General features: G+C 71.3%; 11 protein-coding genes. All 11 read left to right on the forward strand.

Annotated features, from left to right (window positions below; genetic code table 11):
* Positions 1 to 115 precede the first annotated feature (115 nt).
* The 11 genes from ACWD4J_RS15545 to tmk all read left to right on the forward strand — a co-directional run bounded on the left by ACWD4J_RS15545 (position 116) and on the right by tmk (position 18,140).
* Positions 116 to 2,521 (forward strand): sodium-translocating pyrophosphatase, encoded by a 2,406-nt coding sequence (locus ACWD4J_RS15545; protein ID WP_451395884.1) that lies wholly within the window; start codon positions 116 to 118, stop codon positions 2,519 to 2,521.
* Between the two features lie 193 nt (positions 2,522 to 2,714).
* Complete coding sequence (locus ACWD4J_RS15550; protein ID WP_451395885.1) at positions 2,715 to 3,302, forward strand: small secreted protein; 588 nt, start codon at positions 2,715 to 2,717, stop codon at positions 3,300 to 3,302.
* Positions 3,303 to 3,393: 91 nt separating this feature from the next.
* Positions 3,394 to 4,929: a DUF7059 domain-containing protein gene (locus ACWD4J_RS15555; RefSeq protein WP_451395886.1), complete on the forward strand. Its 1,536-nt coding sequence runs from the start codon at positions 3,394 to 3,396 to the stop codon at positions 4,927 to 4,929.
* Between the two features lie 28 nt (positions 4,930 to 4,957).
* Entirely contained in the window at positions 4,958 to 5,965 is a 1,008-nt protein-coding gene (locus ACWD4J_RS15560) for a helix-turn-helix domain-containing protein (RefSeq protein WP_451395887.1), read from the forward strand.
* Positions 5,966 to 6,072: 107 nt separating this feature from the next.
* Entirely contained in the window at positions 6,073 to 7,077 is a 1,005-nt protein-coding gene (locus tag ACWD4J_RS15565) for an ABC transporter ATP-binding protein (protein WP_451395888.1), read from the forward strand.
* Positions 7,074 to 7,856 (forward strand): ABC transporter permease, encoded by a 783-nt coding sequence (locus tag ACWD4J_RS15570; protein ID WP_451395889.1) that lies wholly within the window; start codon positions 7,074 to 7,076, stop codon positions 7,854 to 7,856. The genes ACWD4J_RS15565 and ACWD4J_RS15570 overlap by 4 nt, the downstream gene beginning before the upstream one ends.
* 120 nt (positions 7,857 to 7,976) lie before the next feature.
* Entirely contained in the window at positions 7,977 to 8,768 is a 792-nt protein-coding gene (locus tag ACWD4J_RS15575) for an ABC transporter permease (protein WP_451395890.1), read from the forward strand.
* A gap of 199 nt (positions 8,769 to 8,967) precedes the next feature.
* A complete protein-coding gene (locus ACWD4J_RS15580) occupies positions 8,968 to 11,268 on the forward strand; it encodes a protein kinase domain-containing protein (RefSeq protein WP_451395891.1) in 2,301 nt (766 codons plus the stop codon).
* 300 nt (positions 11,269 to 11,568) lie between these two features.
* On the forward strand, positions 11,569 to 11,766 hold the full coding sequence (locus ACWD4J_RS15585) for a hypothetical protein (protein WP_451395892.1): 198 nt from the start codon (positions 11,569 to 11,571) through the stop codon (positions 11,764 to 11,766).
* A gap of 229 nt (positions 11,767 to 11,995) precedes the next feature.
* A complete protein-coding gene (gene topA / locus ACWD4J_RS15590; protein ID WP_451395893.1) occupies positions 11,996 to 14,833 on the forward strand; it encodes a type I DNA topoisomerase in 2,838 nt (945 codons plus the stop codon).
* A gap of 136 nt (positions 14,834 to 14,969) precedes the next feature.
* Positions 14,970 to 18,140 (forward strand): dTMP kinase, encoded by a 3,171-nt coding sequence (gene tmk, locus ACWD4J_RS15595; RefSeq protein ID WP_451395894.1) that lies wholly within the window; start codon positions 14,970 to 14,972, stop codon positions 18,138 to 18,140.
* The last annotated feature ends 126 nt before the right edge of the window (positions 18,141 to 18,266 follow it).

The raw sequence follows: 18,266 nt of genomic DNA on the forward strand, positions 1-18,266 counted from the left end.
ATTTACTGAAGAGCACATCAAGGTCGATTCCGTTTGTCGCGCTCTGTTTTGATCAGGGCCTGCTACCTACAATCCGTCCACATCTTGAGCTCAGCCCAAGCGTCAAGGAGGACGAATGGCGGGGCTTTCTACCCCTCATCAGCTGGACCACCCATCAACCTTCGCAGCCGCTGTACTGACCGACGACAACCGGCTCATCGTGACGGTCATCGCGGCCGTCGCGCTCGCGGCTCTGGTGGTCGCCGGAGTCCTGGTGCGCCAGGTGCTCGCGGCGGGCGAGGGCACCGACACCATGAAGAAGATCGCAGCGGCGGTCCAGGAAGGCGCGAATGCCTATCTGGCCCGGCAGCTGCGCACTCTCGCGGTATTCGCCGTCGTGGTGTTCTTCCTGCTCATGCTGCTGCCCGCGGACGACTGGAATCAGCGCGCCGGACGCTCGGCGTTCTTCCTGATCGGCGCGGCATTCTCGGCGGCCACCGGCTATATCGGGATGCGGCTCGCCGTACGGGCCAATGTGCGCGTGGCGGCCGCCGCCCGTGAAGCGACTCCCGCAGAAGGAGAACCGAATAAGGATCTGACGGCCGTCTCGCACAAGGCCATGAAGATCGCTTTCCGCACAGGCGGTGTCGTGGGCATGTTCACGGTGGGGCTCGGGTTGCTCGGTGCCTCGTGTGTGGTGCTCGTGTACGCGGCCGACGCGCCGAAGGTGCTGGAGGGCTTCGGTCTCGGCGCCGCGCTGATCGCGATGTTCATGCGTGTCGGTGGCGGCATCTTCACCAAGGCCGCCGACGTCGGCGCCGACCTGGTCGGCAAGGTCGAGCAGGGCATTCCGGAGGATGACCCGCGTAATGCCGCGACCATCGCCGACAATGTGGGCGACAACGTCGGCGACTGTGCGGGTATGGCCGCGGACCTCTTCGAGTCGTACGCCGTGACGCTGGTCGCCGCGCTGATCCTCGGCAAGGCGGCCTTCGGCGACTCCGGGCTCGCCTTCCCGCTGATCGTTCCGGCGATCGGCGTCCTGACGGCGATGATCGGCATCTTCGCGGTGGCGCCCCGCCGTGCCGACCGCAGCGGCATGACGGCGATCAACCGTGGATTCTTCATCTCCGCGCTGATCTCGCTCGCGCTGGTGGCCGTCGCGGTGTTCGTCTATCTGCCGTCCTCGTACGCCGACCTGAAGGGCGTCACCGACGCGGCGATCCAGGGCAAGAGCGGCGACCCGCGGGTCCTCGCACTGGTCGCCGTGGCGATCGGCATCGTCCTGGCCGCGCTGATCCAGCAGCTCACCGGCTACTTCACCGAGACCACCCGGCGGCCCGTGCGGGACATCGGCAAGACCTCGCTCACCGGCCCGGCCACCGTCGTTCTGGCCGGTATTTCCGTGGGTCTCGAGTCGGCTGTCTACACCGCGCTGCTGATCGGCCTGGGCGTGTACGGGGCGTTCCTGCTCGGCGGTACATCGATCATGCTCGCGCTCTTCGCGGTGGCGCTGGCCGGCACCGGTCTGCTCACCACGGTCGGCGTGATCGTCGCCATGGACACCTTCGGTCCGGTCTCCGACAACGCTCAGGGCATCGCCGAGATGTCCGGCGACGTCACGGGCGCGGGCGCCCAGGTGCTCACCGATCTGGACGCCGTGGGCAACACCACGAAGGCCATCACCAAGGGCATCGCCATCGCCACGGCCGTCCTGGCGGCGTCGGCGCTCTTCGGCTCGTACCGGGACGCGATCGTCACCGCCGCGCAGGAGGTCGGCGAGAGCGTCACCGGCAGGAGTGCGCCGATGAACCTGTTGATGGACATCTCGCAGCCCAACAATCTGGTCGGTCTTATCGCCGGTGCGGCCGTCGTCTTCCTCTTCTCCGGTCTCGCCATCAACGCGGTGTCGCGTTCGGCGGGCGCGGTGGTCTACGAGGTGCGGCGGCAGTTCCGCGAGAAGCCCGGGATCATGGACTACACCGAGCAGCCGGAGTACGGGCGCGTGGTCGACATCTGCACGAAGGACGCGCTGCGCGAGCTCGCGACGCCCGGTCTGCTGGCCGTGATGGCGCCGATCGCGATCGGGTTCACCCTCGGCGTCGGGGCGCTCGGTGCGTATCTCGCGGGCGCGATCGGCACAGGCACCCTCATGGCTGTCTTCCTCGCAAACTCCGGAGGTGCCTGGGACAACGCGAAGAAGCTCGTCGAGGACGGCCACCACGGGGGCAAGGGCAGCGAGGCCCATGCCGCCACGGTGATCGGCGACACGGTCGGCGACCCCTTCAAGGACACCGCCGGGCCGGCGATCAACCCGCTGCTGAAGGTGATGAACCTGGTGGCGCTGCTCATCGCGCCCGCAGTAGTCAAATTCAGCTATGGCGACCACGCCAGTCTCGGTATCCGGGTGCTGATCGCGGTGCTGGCCCTCGTCGTCATCATCGGTGCGGTGTACGTATCGAAGCGGCGAGGCATCGCTGTGGGTGACGAAGACAACGCCGAGCGGACCTCCAAGCCGGCCGATCCGGCGGTGGTTTCCTGACGCCTGGTCAGAAGTCCTGGTCAGGCAGCGCTCGAAGGGCGGGCGTGCGACGCGTTACTGCGCGTCGCACGCCCGTTTCTGTGCGCTCGTGACCCTTCTCTCTCTTGGTACAAATGGCTTCAATACCGTCTATATGGGACGTCCGGCATGAGATAGTCGCCCACTTGACGTGTATGTTCCGGGGCCGAGAGCCATGGAAGGGACCAATCCGGTGAACAAGAAGCTCGCTGCCGCAATGTCCGGCGGTGCGGTACTGGTACTGGCGCTGTCGGGATGCAGTGGTGACAGCAACAAGGAGCTGGACGCCTGGGCCAAGTCGGTCTGCGACGCGGTGAAGCCGCAGGCGAAGGCGATCGAGGACGCGAACACCGCGATCCAGAAGCAGACCTCGGACAACAGCACGCCGAAGGATGTCCAGAAGACCGACTCGCAGGCATTCCAGGACATGTCGGACGCGTACCAGGCGATCGGCGCCGCTGTGGACAAGGCCGGCGCGCCGCCGGTCGACGACGGCGAGAAGAAGCAGCAGGACGCCGTCAAGGAGCTCAAGAGCATCTCCGCGTCGTACGCGGAGCTGCAGAAGAAGGTCGACGACCTCAACACCGACGACCAGGCGAAGTTCGCCGACGGCCTCAAGGACATCGCGAGCCAGCTGGACAAGCTCAGCAAGAGCGGCAACGACGCCCTGGAGAAGCTCGAGGAAGGCGACGTCGGCAAGGCGATGCAGCAGCAGGCGAGCTGCAAGAGCGCGTCTGCCTCGCCGGCGGCTACGCAGGGGTGACGCGGCGCCGCCCCTCCGGGGGCGGCCGAGGAACGCCTGCCCACAGCGGTTCGGTGAAGGTGGCGCGCCCTTCTGACCTCGGGACGACACAATGGGTCGCGTGAGTACCGCCAGTCAGTCCTCCCTGTCCTCCCTGCCCTCGCCCGGCCGGGCCGACGTCGCCGCCCGGTTGCGCGACGCCCTCCTGGCCGCCGACTTCACCGCCGACGGGCTGCTCGAGCTGCTCGGCGCCCCCGCGTACGCGGCGCTGGCGCGCAGCGAGACCGTTCCGGCACTGCGCGCCACCCGCGGGGACGCACCGCTGGAGGCGCTCGTGCGGCTCTTCCTGCTGCAGCAACCCGTGGCGCACGCGCGCGTGGCGGACGTGCTGCCGGTCGAGGAGTGCCTCGACAGCGGCTGGCTGGTCCGGGCCGGCGGCGACGAGGTCGCGGCGACGGTCGACGTGCGGCCGTACGGCGGACCGGACGGCGAGGACTGGTTCATCGTCTCCGACCTCGGGTGCGCGGTCGGCGGTGCCGGAGGGATCGGCAGCCGTGACGAGGGAGTCGTACTGGGGGTCGGCGGGGCGTCCACGACCCTGGCCGGGATCACGGTGCGTACGCCCGTGGCTTCGGCCCTGGACCTCGGTACCGGCTCCGGCATCCAGGCGCTGCACGCCGCTCAGCACGCGACCCGGGTGACGGCGACCGACCTCAACCCCCGGGCGCTGCACATCACCCGGCTCACGCTCGCGCTGTCCGGGGCCCCGGAGGCCGATCTGCGCCAGGGCTCCCTCTTCGAGCCGGTGGCCGACGAGACGTACGACCTGATCGTCTCCAACCCCCCGTTCGTGATCTCGCCCGGTGCCCGGCTCACCTACCGGGACGGCGGGATGGGCGGGGACGACCTGTGCCGGACGCTCGTCCAGCAGGCGGGGGAGCGGCTGAACCCGGGCGGGTACGCGCAGTTCCTCGCCAACTGGCAGCACGTGGAGGGCGAGGAGTGGACCGACCGGCTCCGCTCCTGGGTGCCGCGCGGCTGCGACGCCTGGATCGTGCAGCGCGAGGTGCAGGACGTCACGCAGTACGCGGAGCTGTGGCTGCGCGACGCGGGCGACCACCGCACGGACCCGGCCGAGTACGCCGCGCGCTACGACGCGTGGCTCGACGAGTTCGAGGCCCGCAAGACCAGGTCCGTCGGCTTCGGATGGATCACGCTGCACAGGACGGACTCGGCGGAACCCTCCATCACAGTGGAGGAGTGGCCCCATCCGGTCGAACAGCCGCTCGGCGAGACCGTGCGGCGGCACTTCGAGCGCCAGGAGTATCTGCGGACGCACGACGACGCGGCGCTGCTCGGTGCCCACTTCGCACTCGCCGCCGAGGTGGTGCAGGAGCAGGTCGGGCTGCCCGGAGCCGAGGACCCCGAGCATGTGGTGCTGCGTCAGCACCGCGGGATGCGCCGGGCGACCAAGGTGGACACGGTCGGCGCCGGATTCGCGGGCGTCTGCGACGGCACACTGAGCGCGGGACGCATCCTCGACGCGATCGCACAACTGGTCGGTGAGGAGTCTGTGTTGCTGCGCGACCGGACACCGGCTCAGATCCGGCTGCTGATCGAGCAGGGGTTCCTGGAGCCGGCGCGGTGACACACACCGAACCGGCGGTGCCCGCGCGGTGATACGGATCGAGCTGAACGAGGCGGCCCTCGGGGCGACGCGGATCGCGGTCAGCCCGCTGTGGGACGCGTTCTGCAGCCTGCACCTGGCGATGCCGCAACGCCGCCCGTCCTGGCCGTACGAGAAGTGGGTGGGCCGGGCTCGTGAGGTGATACGCGACGACGAGCGGCTCGCGCCCTTGCGTGCGTTGTTGTACGAGGGTCCGCTCAACTTCCCCGACTTCATGCTGCCGCAGCCGGTCGGTACGACGTCCGTCGAGCAGGAGCTGGAGATCGTACGGACGACGCCGCCCGAGGTGGTGCGCGCCCAGCTGGACGAGCACTACCCCGGGATGGACGATCGCCCGGTGGTCCGGCCCTACCGTGACGACCCGGAGGCGGCGTGCGCGGCGCTCGCCGACGCGTACGCCGCGTACTGGGAGGGCGCACTTGCCGATCTGTGGCCCGTCATGCGGCGGCTCGTCGAGGACGAAGTCCTGGTGCGCGCACGGACCTTCGCGACCGAAGGCGTGGACGCCCTCTTCGCCGGACTCGAGGCACGCGCGAAGTGGACGCCGCCGGTGCTGGAACTGACCAAGCACATCGACGCCGAGTACCGGGCGGGCGAGCGCAGGCTGCTGCTCGTGCCGCTCGTCTTCGCCGAGGGCTGCCGGCTCTACTCCACGGACGATCCGGAGGTGCTGGCCGTCTCGTTCCAGGCACGGGGCGCCGCGGCCCTGCGCGAGCGGGCAGAGGAGCCGCCGGCCGGCGACCGGCTCGGGCTGCTGCTGGGGCGCGGGCGCGCCGCGGTCCTGCGCGAGCTGGGCGGCCCGCTCACCACGGCGGGCCTCGCCGACCGGCTGGGCCTCGCGCCGAGCACCGTGTCCGAGCACTTGTCGGTGCTTGCCGAGTCCGGTGTGGTGACCCGGCACCGGGTCGGGCGCAGCGTCTACTACCAGCTCACGGACACGGGGCGGTCCCTGTTGGCGCTGCTGGCGGGGGAAGGCGTGCTGCGGGTGGCGGGCTGAGGGCCTCTGCGGGCCGATGCCGCACCCCGGACAGCCGTACCGAGCCGACGATTCGGCAGCCGCCGAATTGATCGCGGGCTCTCGGCGCCCGCGCCTAGCGTCGGCGCATGCTTGCGATCGAGGCGCACGAACTGCGCCGCACCTACACGTCCCGGACCGGCTGGTCGCGAACCCGGCGGACCGCCGTCGAAGCTGTACGCGGGGTCAGCTTCGATGTGGCGCCGGGCGAGCTCTTCGGGCTGCTCGGACCCAACGGGGCAGGCAAGACGACCACCATCAAGATGCTCAACACGCTGCTGCTGCCCACCTCGGGCTCGGCGCGCGTGTTCGGGCACGACGTGGCCCGCGACCCCGTCGCCGTGCGCCGCCGGATCGGCTATGTCTTCGGCGGCGACCGCGGCCTGTACGAGCGGCTGTCCGCCCTCGACAACCTGCGCTACTTCGCGGAGCTCTATGAGGTCGAGCCGCGCGAACAGCGACGCCGGATCGCCGAACTGCTCGACCTGGTGGGTCTGGCGGGGCGGGAGAAGGAGCGGGTCGAGGGCTACTCGCGGGGCATGCGGCAGCGCCTGCACATCGCCCGCGGACTGCTGCACCGTCCCGACGTCCTCTTCCTCGACGAGCCGTCCATCGGCGTGGACCCTGTCGCGGCCCGCGATCTGCGCCGTACCGTCGCCGATCTGTCGGCGTCCGGCACCACGGTGCTCCTCACCACCCACTACATGGCCGAGGCCGACGAGCTGTGCGACCGCATCGCGGTGATCGCGGGCGGGGCGATACGTGCCCTGGGCACGCCGGGCACGCTCAAGGCGCGTGTCCAGGAGCGGGACATCCTCGAAATCGAGGCCTACGGAGCCTCCGACGAGCAGCTCGCCGCCATCCGCGGACTGCCGGGCGTGCGCGGTGCCGCCGCCGAGGACCGCGGCGCCGCCCAGGTCCTCACCGTGCACAGCGACAGGGGAACCGAGCTCCACGCGCGCGTGCTCTCCGCGCTCGACGGTGTCCGGCTGGGGCGCATCGTCACCCGTGAGCCGACACTCGAGGACGCGTACGTGGCGATCGTGGAGGACGCGGGCCGCTCCGCAGGCGACTCGGAGGCCGTCCCCGTATGAGTTCCCTTCGACGGATGGCCCGCCTCGTCGGCGTCGGTGTCCGCACCCACGTCACGTACATGACCCGCTCGCCGCTGGAGATCACCTTCGCGGTCCTGCTTCCGCTGGTCTACGCGACGCTCGCCGTCTACCTCTTCCGCGCGGCGGGCGACCCGGACCGGCTGCTCACCGCCTCCGTGGGGGCCGGGCTGATGGGCATCTGGTCGTCCGTCCTGTTCGGTTCGGGCGGCGCGGTGCAGAACCAGCGCTGGCTCGGCACCCTGGAGTGCCTGGTCGTCGCGCCCACCCGGCTGCCTCTGGTGCTGCTGCCGATCACTCTCGCCACGGCGGTGGTCGGAACGTACGCGATGATCGCGACCGTCGCCTGGGGACGGCTGCTGTTCGGGGTGCCGCTGCACTTCGCGCATCCGGCCCTCTTCCTGCCGGCGGCCTTGGCCTGCGTCCTCGCGCTCGGCGCGATGGGGCTGCTGCTTGCTGCGACGTTCGTGCTGCTGCGCAACGCCAACGCCTTGGCCAATCCGCTGGACGCCCCCGTGTGGCTGCTGTCCGGGATGCTGGTTCCGGTCACCGTGCTGCCCATGTGGACCCACCCGTTGTCCTGGGTGCTGCCCACCACCTGGGGCGCCCGGGCCGTGCACGCCGCGACATCCGGCGGAGACGTGCTCGCGCCGATGGGCCTGGGGCTCGGGCTCGGAGCCCTGTACGCCCTGCTCGCCGTCGCGGTACTCGGCCGAGTCGAGGCACGCGCGCGTGCCGCCGCGACTCTCGCCCTCACGTGACTCGAGCCTTCACGTGCCCGAGGCCTCTCGCCCTCGCGTGCCCCGAGGCCTCGGATCGCCGCCGAGCCACTCCTACCGGCCTTCCAGGCCGTCGTGCCAATCCATCCCAGGGAACCCACCATGCGTCAACTCATCCGCACCGCACGGCTCGTGGTCATCGGTGGCGGGATCTCGTACCGAGCCCTCTTCAACTGGACCTCACCCTCGATGTTCGTCGGCACCCTGTTGGCAGGGCCGGCGCTTCAACTTCTCTTCTTCGTCTACCTCGGGCGGCAGCTCGGCGTCGCCGACGACCACTTCTACGTGCTCGGCAACGCCGTCCTCGCCTCCTCCACGGCCTGTGTGTACGGCGGCACCATGGCTGTCGCCAACGAGAGGCGCTACGGCACGCTCGGCGCGGTTCTGCTCAGCCCCCGCAACCGCGTGGCCCTGTGGTTCGGCCGCGCCCTTCCCTACGTCCTCAACGGCCTGGTCGTGAGTGTCTTCACGCTCGCTGTGGCCGCGCTGTTGCTGGGGCTGCGCATACCGGGGGCCGCTGTGCCGGCGCTGGTCGTCGTGCTGCTCGCGGCCGCCGCCGCCTGTTCCGCGTTCGGACTCGCGCTGGGGGCGCTCGGGCTGAGGTTTCGTGACGTCTTCCTCGTGTCGAACGTGGCGAGTTCCCTGCTCCTCCTGCTCACGGGCGCGAACGTGCCGCGCGAGACGCTGCCGCAGTGGATGCGCGCGGCCGGTGAGGTGTTGCCGCTGACGCACGCGGCCGATGCGGCGCGGGAGTCGGCGGCCGGGCAAGGGCTCGACGGGCGCCTGCTCGGGGCGGAACTCGCTGTCGCGGCCGGATATGTGCTCCTCGCCGTACTGCTGCTGCGGTTCTTCGAGTACGGCAGCAGGCGTCGGGCGACCCTCGACGTGCTGTAGACGTGCCTGGACGGGCTGGGGGCGGGGCAGCCACGGTGCGCCGAAGCGACTGGGGCGGAAGGTCGAGCTGGTGCAGATGTGTCCAGTCTGACCTGATTGGTTGGGAAAAGGTCTCCTGTCAGTGGTGCCTGCGAAGCTACCTTCGTGAGACAAGCTCCACGCGTCCTCGGGGGAGGCGCGCTGTCTCGGGGGAGGCGCCATGGCGGGGGAGACGCCGGATCACGGTGAAGGCAGGGTCATCAACGGCCGGTACCGGCTGCTGAGGGCGCTGGGCGCAGGCGGTATGGGCCGCGTCTGGCTCGCGTACGACGGGGAGTTGGCCTGCGAGGTCTCCATGAAGGAGATCGCCATGCCGGAGGTGCCGATGGACGCCTCTGAGCCCGCGCAGCGCATCGCGCGGGCCCGCAGCGAGGCCCGGCACGCGGCGCGGTTGCGCGGCCATCCGCATGTGGCGACGGTGCATGACGTGCTGCTGCACGAGGGGCTGCCGTGGATCGTCATGGAGTACGTGCCGGACGCGGTCGATCTCGGGGCGCTCGTCCGCCGGTCGGGGCCGCGCACGCCCGAGCAGACGGCCCGGATCGGGCTCGCGGTGCTGGACGCGCTCACCGCCGGGCACCGCATCGGCATCCTGCACCGGGATGTGAAACCGGCCAACATCCTTCTGGCGCCGGACGCTTCGGGTGAGCAGCACGCGCGCGTGCTGCTCACGGACTACGGCATCGCGCTGCAGCCGGAGTCCAGGGAGCCGCGGCTGACCGCGACCGCGGGGATCCTCGGAACTCCCGGCTATCTGGCACCCGAGCGCGCGCGTGGTGAGCCGCCGACACCCGCGGCGGACCTCTTCTCGCTGGGCGCCACGCTGTATCAGGCAGTGGAGGGCCGGGGCCCCTTCGACCGCAACGACGAGTACTCCACGCTGACCGCCCTGCTCACCGAGGACCCCCATCCGCCGCAGCGTGCGGGGCAACTGGCGCCCGTGCTTCACGGGTTGCTCATCAAGGATCCGGTGCGCCGTTCGGCTCCCGAGGCCGTGATCCGTGGCCTGGAGCGGGTCCTCCAGGGGCCGGCGGGCGGTTTCTTCGGGCCGCCTCCGGTGGTGGCACCGGTGCCGGGGTCGGCACCCGGACCTGGCGGATGGGCATCCGGACCGACGCCGGACGGATCCGGGCAGGTGGCGGGACACGGAGCGGGGCACGCGTCGGGGTACGGGTCCGGGCCGAGGACTCCGGTTACGCCGGGGGCGATGGGTGCCGGGACTCCGCAGACGCCGCAGTCCGCCCCGGTCCCGCAGACGCCGCACACACCGCAGACTCCAGCGTCCGGACCGAGCACGCCGGGCGGGCCGCAGGTGGGAGTGGACTTGGGCACGCCGTTCGGCTCACCGGTGCCCGCGCAGGGCGGCGCCTCCGGGTACGAGGGATGGAATCCCTATGCGGTCGGATCCGGTGTCCCGGGGTCGCCCTATTCCGGTTCCGGTTCTGCTTATTCAGGGGGTGCGGGGCCGCAGTTCGGAGGCCTCGGGCAGACCGGAGGCCCGGGCGGTTCTGGGCCGGGCAGCCCTGGGCCGGGCGGACCAGGTGGCCCGCGTCGCCGGCTGCCCCTCGCGTCCGTCGTCGCGATCGTGATCGCCGTCGTGCTCGCCATCGGCACCGGCACCTGGGCGGCGCTCTCGCTCGGCGGCGATGGCGGCGACGAGGGAAAGGACGGAGGGAAGAAGGAGACGAGTACGAAGCGATCGGCGTCGGCGAGTGCTTCCGACTCGCCGACCGGCCCCGCATACCCCTATGGCGAAAACGTGGGGCTGACCAAGCGGTTGCAGGTCGGGGACTGTGTGAACGCCGTCTGGTCCGGAGAGGCGTTCAAGTCCGTGCCCAACCTCGGCGTCGTGGACTGCGCGGAGGACGTTCCGGACGGGCAGGTCGTCGCCGTCGACATCGCCAAGGACTACGACGAGGCGCGCAGCGAAAGCCCGAGGCGCTGCGAGCAGCAGACCGAGGCGATAGCGACGGCCATGCCCGACGCGGGCTCATACGCCCTCAAGCCCGCGAAGGACGGGTTCCTGGCGGCCGGTGGCGGTACGGCATGTCTCGTCCTGGGACGGCATGTCCCGATCGGCGGTGAGGTGGGCAACTTCCGCGACACGGGCACGGATTTGTGGGTCAGCCAGATGACCATCGGCGACTGCTGGAACTACGTCGAGGAGAAGGACACCTACAAGGCGCCGCTCACCGACTGCGCCCAACCGCACACCGACCAGGTCGTCGGGATGGTCCCGGCCCCGGAGCAAATGGAGTACAAGAAGGCTCTCGCCAACGCCAACAAGCTCTGCAAGAACAAGTTCGAGTCGACCTGGGCGCCCGGCGCCGAGCTCACGGTCTACGGCTGGGTTCCAGGCAAGGACGACTGGGAGGCGGGGTTCACCAAGGCCGTGTGCACGGTGGGCCGGGCAGACGGCGAGAAGGCGAGCGGGAAGATACCCGCGCCGGGCTCGGTCTGAGCCGGCCGGGCCCGGCGCAGGGTCGTGTGCGACTCCCAGTGCCACCGAGTGGGCGGCCGGGGCGCCGTCTGCTGTTCACCTCGGGTTGGTTCCCCGGCTGTCCGGTTGTGCCAGCCTCCCGCTCCGGACCGAGTGGGTCCGGGTGGGGCCGGGTGGTTCCAGGAAGCCGGGGGCTGACCCGGGCGGCCAAAGGGCGGCCGAGGCAGCCACGGGTGAGATCCAGCGAGCCAAGGCGGCCCCCGAGGCCCACCTGGCTCAAGAGACCCACCGGACCCAAGCCAGCGGCGGAGGGCAGAGCACATGGAGAGCGGACCGGCGATCTTCGCGGGGACGGTGTTCGTGCTGTTCGGAGCCGGGCTGCTGCTCTGGACCGGGGCGCGGGTGCTGCACCGTGCACCCGTGGCACACGGTGTGAACCCTGTCGCATCGGCCACCCTCGCGACCGTCGCGGGAGCAGGCGCACTGATGCTCGGGCTGTGGTGCTTCGGGCGCCTGTGACACCGAAGGCGGCCCGGTAGCCGGGCCCCGCGCCGCTCGCTGCGTGGGTCCACCCGGAAAAGGCCAGGTCGCCAGTCCGTGCGGCAGGAATGCCGGTACTCGGGTTACCGTTCGAGTGGCCGTTGTGGGCTTTTCCCGTTTGACACGGGGGCGGGTTGTACCGTCACACTCCGCAGCGTCACCCCACGTACCGCACAGAACCGAGTGCCGACCGGAAAGAAGAGCGAAGTTGTCCCCGACCAGCGAGACCGCACAGGGCGGCCGCCGACTCGTCATCGTCGAGTCGCCTGCCAAGGCGAAGACGATCAAGGGCTATCTCGGCCCCGGATACACCGTCGAGGCGAGCGTCGGGCACATCCGTGACCTTCCGAACGGCGCCGCGGAGGTGCCCGAGAAGTACACCGGCGAGGTGCGCCGTCTCGGCGTGGACGTCGAACATGACTTCCAGCCGATCTACGTCGTCAACGCCGACAAGAAGGCCCAGGTCAAGAAGCTCAAGGACCTGCTGCGCGACTCCGACGAGCTCTTCCTCGCCACCGATGAGGACCGCGAGGGCGAGGCCATCGCATGGCACCTGCTCGAGGTGCTCAAGCCCAAGGTCCCGGTCCACCGGATGGTCTTCCACGAGATCACCAAGGACGCGATCCGCGAGGCCGTCGCCAACCCGCGCGACCTGAACCAGCGCATGGTCGACGCCCAGGAGACCCGCCGCATCCTCGACCGCCTCTACGGCTACGAGGTCTCGCCGGTCCTGTGGAAGAAGGTCATGCCGCGGCTGTCGGCGGGCCGCGTCCAGTCCGTGGCGACCCGGCTCGTCGTCGAGCGGGAGCGCGAGCGCATCGCCTTCCGTTCCGCCGAGTACTGGGACCTGACCGGCACCTTCGCCACCGGCCGCGCCGGCGACCCGTCCGACCCGTCGTCGCTGGTCGCCCGCCTGAACACGGTCGACGGCAAGCGCGTGGCGCAGGGTCGCGACTTCGACTCGCTCGGTCAGCTGAAGAGCGACACGCTCCACCTCGACGAGGCGAACGCCCGCGCGCTCGCCGCAGCACTGGAGAACACGCAGTTCGCGGTGCGCGCCGTCGAGTCCAAGCCGTACCGCCGCTCGCCGTACGCGCCGTTCCGCACCACGACCCTCCAGCAGGAGGCGAGCCGCAAGCTCGGCTTCGGCGCGAAGGCCACGATGCAGGTCGCGCAGAAGCTGTACGAGAACGGCTACATCACGTACATGCGTACGGACTCCACGACGCTGTCGGAGACGGCGGTCGCGGCCGCCCGTGCGCAGGTCACGCAGCTGTACGGCGCCGACTACCTGCCGGCCCAGCCGCGCACGTACGCCGGAAAGGTCAAGAACGCGCAGGAGGCGCACGAGGCGATCCGCCCTTCGGGTGACCGTTTCCGTACCCCGGCCGAGACGGGTCTGACCGGCGACCAGTTCAAGCTCTACGAGCTGATCTGGAAGCGCACCGTCGCATCGCAGATGAAGGACGCCGTCGGCAACAGCGTGACGGTGAGGATCGGCGGCCTGGCGAGCGACGGCCGGGACGCCGAGTTCACCGCGTCCGGCAAGACGATCACCTTCCACGGCTTCCTCAAGGCGTACGTCGAGGGCGCCGACGACCCGAACGCCGAGCTCGACGACCGCGAGCGCCGGCTGCCGCAGGTCGGCGAGGGCGACGCGCTGTCCGCCGAGGAGATCACGGTCGACGGCCACGCGACCAAGCCGCCGGCCCGCTACACCGAGGCCAGCCTGGTCAAGGAGCTGGAAGAGCGCGAGATCGGCCGCCCGTCGACGTACGCGTCGATCATCGGCACGATCCTCGACCGCGGTTACGTCTTCAAGAAGGGCACCGCGCTCGTCCCGTCCTTCCTGTCCTTCGCCGTGGTCAACCTGCTGGAGAAGCACTTCGGCCGGCTCGTCGACTACGACTTCACCGCGAAGATGGAGGACGACCTCGACCGCATCGCCCGGGGCGAGGCCGAGTCCGTGCCGTGGCTGAAGCGCTTCTACTTCGGCGAGGGCGAGGGCCACGGTGGCGCGGCGGACGCCGGGAACGGCGACGGCGACCACCTCGGCGGCCTCAAGGAGCTCGTCACCGACCTGGGCGCGATCGACGCCCGCGAGGTCTCGACGTTCCCCGTCGGCAACGACATCGTGCTGCGCGTCGGCCGCTACGGCCCGTACATCGAGCGGGGCGAGCGCGACACGGACGGCCACCAGCGCGCGGACATTGCGAGCGACCTGGCCCCGGACGAGCTCTCCGTCGAGTACGCCGAGGAACTGCTGGCCAAGCCGAGCGGCGACTTCGAGCTGGGCAAGGACCCGGAGACGGGCCACCAGATCGTGGCGAAGGCCGGGCGCTACGGGCCGTACGTCACCGAGGTGCTCCCCGAGGGCACCCCGAAGACCGGCAAGAACGCCGTCAAGCCGCGCACTGCCTCGCTCTTCAAGACGATGTCTCTCGACACGGTGACGCTCGATGACGCTCTCAAGCTGATGTCGCTGCCGCGCGTAGTCGGGACGGACGCCGAAGGCGTGGAGATCACCGCGCAGAACGGGCGCTACGGTCCGTATCTGAAGAAGGGCACGGACTCGCGCTCCCTGGAGAACGAGGAGCAGCTCTTCACCATCACGCTGGACGAGGCCCTCGCGATCTACGCCCAGCCCAAGCAGCGCGGGCGGGCCGCGGCCAAGCCGCCGCTGAAGGAGCTCGGCGCGGACCCGGTCAGCGGCAAGCCGGTGGTCGTCAAGGACGGCCGCTTCGGCCCGTACGTCACGGACGGCGAGACCAATGCGACGCTGCGCTCCGGCGACAGCGTCGAGACGATCACGCCCGAGCGCGGCTTCGAGCTGCTCGCCGAGAAGCGGGCGAAGGGCCCGGCCAAGAAGACGGCGGCCAAGAAGGCTCCGGCGAAGAAGACGGCTGCCAAGAAGACGACGGCCGCCAAGAAGACCGCTGCGAAGAAGACGACGGCGGCGGCCAAGACCACGGCAGCGAAGAAGACCACGGCGAAGAAGACCACCGCCAAGAAGACGGCGGCTTCTTCGGCGGTGACGGAGGACTGAGCAGCCGCGAAGGACTGAGCAGAGCGGTCACCGGACCTCCGGCCCGACCTGCGACGCCCCGGCGCCACGCGGCGCCGGGGCGTCAGTCTGTTCGGGTGCCCTTCGGGGAGTACCCGCCTCCGGATAGGCTGGCAAGATGACGCGAGCCGAGCAGCCACCGGCCCAGAACCCGGCCCCTGACGACGCCCTGGTCGCAGATTCCCGAGAGCGTGCCGTCCGCGCACTGTTGCGCGGGCCGCAGCTGAAACGCTTGTGGAGCGCCCAGCTCGTGGGCGGGGTGGGAGATGCACTAGCCCTTCTCGTCCTCGTCCTGCTGACGCTCCAGGCGGCGATCTCCGAGGGTTCCTTCGGCGGTGGCTATCGCGGGGTCGCGACCGCCATCGCCACCGTCTTCGCGGCGCGGATCCTCGCGACGCTGCTGTTCGGCGCGGTCCTGCTCGGTCCGCTCACCTCCCTCACGTCCCCGGGCGGCCCCCTGGACCGCCGCTGGACCATGGTGGGCTCGGACGGCGTACGCGCAGCGCTGCTGATCGTCGCCCCGCTGTGGATCGACTGGACCCCGGACAACGCGCTCGCGCTCCTGCTCGTCACGGCCTTCGTCACGGGCGTCGCCGAACGCTTCTGGACGGTGTGCCGGGAGAGCGCGGCGCCCGCGCTGCTGCCCCCGCCGCCGCTCGAGGGCGCGGCGGTGCGACCGCTGCCGGACCACATGGACGCGCTGCGGCGGCTGTCGCTGCGTACCGGTTTCGTGGCGCTGCCGATCGCCGCGGCCGCGCTCGTCGCGGTCACGCTCGTGGGCAACCTGCTGGGCGCGGTCATCGCATGGTTCGGGCAGCATCAGGCCGCCCTCGCCTCGTACGTGGCAGCGGGCCTGTTCGCCGCGTCGCTGTCCGTCCTGTACTTCCTCGAACTGCCGGACGCGCAGACGCCGCGCGCGCGTTCCCCGCTCGAGGGCCTGCGCCGCCCCAAGACGGGCGCCGGTGTCGACAAGGGGCGCACGAACGCGATCCCGCTGCTGGTGCTGGCCTGCGCCGCGGTCGCCGCGGCCGTCGCTGCGGCGGTCGCCGTGGCGGTCCTGCACGCCAAGGACCTGAAGGGCGGCCCGGTGCTCTACGGGCTGCTGGTGCTCGCGCTGACCGGCGGCACCGTCGTGGGCATCCGCACGGCGCCGTCCGTCCTGCCGTCCCTGTCGCGCCGCCGGCTGCTGGCGCTGACCGTGGCGCTCACCGGCGTGGCGCTGCTCGCCGTGGGCCTCGTACACGATGTGACGACCGTGCTGCTGCTCGCGGCGCTCGCGGGTGTCGCCGCCGGTGTCGCCGCGAACACCGGGCACACGCTGCTCGACCAGGAGACCGAGGACTACCGGCGGGCGCGTACGACCGAGCATCTGCAGGCGGTCGTGCGGGTGAGCGTCGCGCTCGGTGCGGTGGCCGCGCCGCTGCTGGCGGCGGCGATCGGGCCGTACCGGCTGGTCAGCGGCAAGTTCGTGTTCGCGCACGGCGGCGCCGCGTTCACGCTGATGCTCGTCGGGGCGCTGCTGCTGCCGGTGGCCGCACTTCTGCTGGCGAAGACCGACGACCGGTCCGGGGTGTCGCTGAGGCACGATCTGCGGGACGCGCTGCGTGGCGGCGACCCGGCCCAGGCGCCCGCCGCCTCCGGTTTCTTCATCGCCCTGGAGGGCGGTGACGGCGCCGGGAAGTCGACGCAGGCCGAGGCGCTGGCGGAGTGGATCCGCGCGAAGGGCCACGAGGTCGTGGTCACGCGCGAGCCGGGCGCGACGCCGGTCGGAAAGCGGCTGCGGTCGATCCTGCTCGACGTGTCGTCCGCGGGCCTGTCGCACCGGGCCGAGGCCTTGCTGTACGCGGCCGACCGTGCCGAACACGTCGACACGGTCGTCAGGCCGGCTCTGGAGCGTGGCGCCGTCGTCATCTCCGACCGCTACATCGACTCTTCCGTGGCGTACCAGGGCGCGGGCCGCGATCTGTCGCCGACCGAGATCGCCCGTATCTCGCGCTGGGCGACGGACGGCCTCGTACCGCATCTGACCGTTCTGCTGGACGTGTCGCCGGAGGCGGCGCGGGAGCGGTTCACGGAGGCTCCGGACCGTCTCGAGTCGGAGCCCGCGGAGTTCCACGCGCGCGTGCGGGCCGGTTTCCTGACGCTCGCTGCCGCCGACCCCGGCCGCTACCTGGTCGTCGACGCGGCTCAGGAGCCGGAGGCGGTGACCACCGTGATCCGGCACCGGCTCGACGTGATGCTGCCGCTCTCCGACGCCGAGGTGAAGGCCCAGGAGGAGGCGCGCAAGGCCGCCGAGGAGGAGGCGCGCCGGAAGGCCGAGGAGGAGGCCGCGCGCAAGGCGGGGGAGGAGCGCCTGGAGCGCGAGCGCCAGGAGCAGCTGGCGAAGCTCCGAGCCGAGGAAGAGGAGCGCAAGCGCCGCGAGATCGAGGAGGCCCAGCGCCGCGAGGCTGAACGCCAGGCGGAGGAGGCCCGGCAGCGCGCCGAGGAGGCCCGCCGCCTCGCCGAGGAGGAGCGGGCGCGGCGGCAGGCCGAGGAGGAGGTGCGGGCCGCCGAGCAGGAGCGGCTGCGCCGGCAGAAGGAGGAAGAGGCCCGGCTGCGCGCCGAGGCCGAGGAGCGGCGCCGGGAGAAGCAGCGCAAGGCGGAAGAGGCGCTGCTGCGGGCGGAGGAGGCCCGGCGGCTGGCGGCGGCTGCGGCCTCGGCGGCGGCATGCGCGGCACAGACATCTGACGCGGCGGCCACGGGACGCTCCGGCGTGTCGCCCGACAACGAGCGGACGGTGCCCACGCCGATCGTGACGCCGGACAACGCCTCGGGCGGACCGGCGGACGAGACCGCGGTACTGCCGCCGGTGCGGGAGCCGGGTCCGGCCGACGAGACAGCGGTGCTGCCGCCCGTGCGGCACGGTGGCGCGGCAGCCGACCCGGATGCGGAGGAGACGGCGGTGCTGCCGCAGCCGCCCGCGGCTCCTGCCGAGCCCGCGGGTGCGGCGGACGAGACGGCTGTTCTGCCTCCGGTGCGCGATGCCCGGCGCGACGACGACCCCGCCGGCCGGGTGCCGCCGGGCTACTTCCGCGACGAGCGCCCGGCAGGCCCGCAGCCGGACGGTTCGAACGCCAGGACGCACGAGCTGCCCCGCGTCGACAGCGAGGGCCGCACGGGCCGCCCGCGGTCCGACTGGGCGGAGGAGACCCCTCTGGACGACCTCCCGACCCTGGCGGACGAACTGCTGGGGCCGCACGAGGACCGGGACGGGGACGACGGCGGGCGCTGGGGCAGGGGCCGCCGCTGAGGGCCGGCAGGGGCCGGCCGTACCGCGGACCGGGCGGGTCTGTCCGGTCCGCTCGGTCCGTCTGTCCGGTCCGCCCTGACCGTCCGCCCGTCCGGCCCCGACGGTCTGCCCGGTCCGCCCTGACCG

The organism is Streptomyces sp. NPDC002577 (genome assembly GCF_053594815.1).

Excerpts from the sequence above, each read along its gene's own strand:
- ACWD4J_RS15545 (WP_451395884.1), top strand. The coding sequence starts at position 116 with ATGGCGGGGCTTTCTACCCCTCATCAGCTGGACCACCCATCAACCTTC.
- ACWD4J_RS15550 (WP_451395885.1), top strand. The coding sequence starts at position 2,715 with ATGGAAGGGACCAATCCGGTGAACAAGAAGCTCGCTGCCGCAATGTCC.
- ACWD4J_RS15555 (WP_451395886.1), top strand. The coding sequence starts at position 3,394 with ATGGGTCGCGTGAGTACCGCCAGTCAGTCCTCCCTGTCCTCCCTGCCC.
- ACWD4J_RS15565 (WP_451395888.1), top strand. The coding sequence starts at position 6,073 with ATGCTTGCGATCGAGGCGCACGAACTGCGCCGCACCTACACGTCCCGG.
- ACWD4J_RS15570 (WP_451395889.1), top strand. The coding sequence starts at position 7,074 with ATGAGTTCCCTTCGACGGATGGCCCGCCTCGTCGGCGTCGGTGTCCGC.
- ACWD4J_RS15575 (WP_451395890.1), top strand. The coding sequence starts at position 7,977 with ATGCGTCAACTCATCCGCACCGCACGGCTCGTGGTCATCGGTGGCGGG.
- ACWD4J_RS15580 (WP_451395891.1), top strand. The coding sequence starts at position 8,968 with ATGGCGGGGGAGACGCCGGATCACGGTGAAGGCAGGGTCATCAACGGC.
- ACWD4J_RS15585 (WP_451395892.1), top strand. The coding sequence starts at position 11,569 with ATGGAGAGCGGACCGGCGATCTTCGCGGGGACGGTGTTCGTGCTGTTC.
- tmk (WP_451395894.1), top strand. The coding sequence starts at position 14,970 with ATGACGCGAGCCGAGCAGCCACCGGCCCAGAACCCGGCCCCTGACGAC.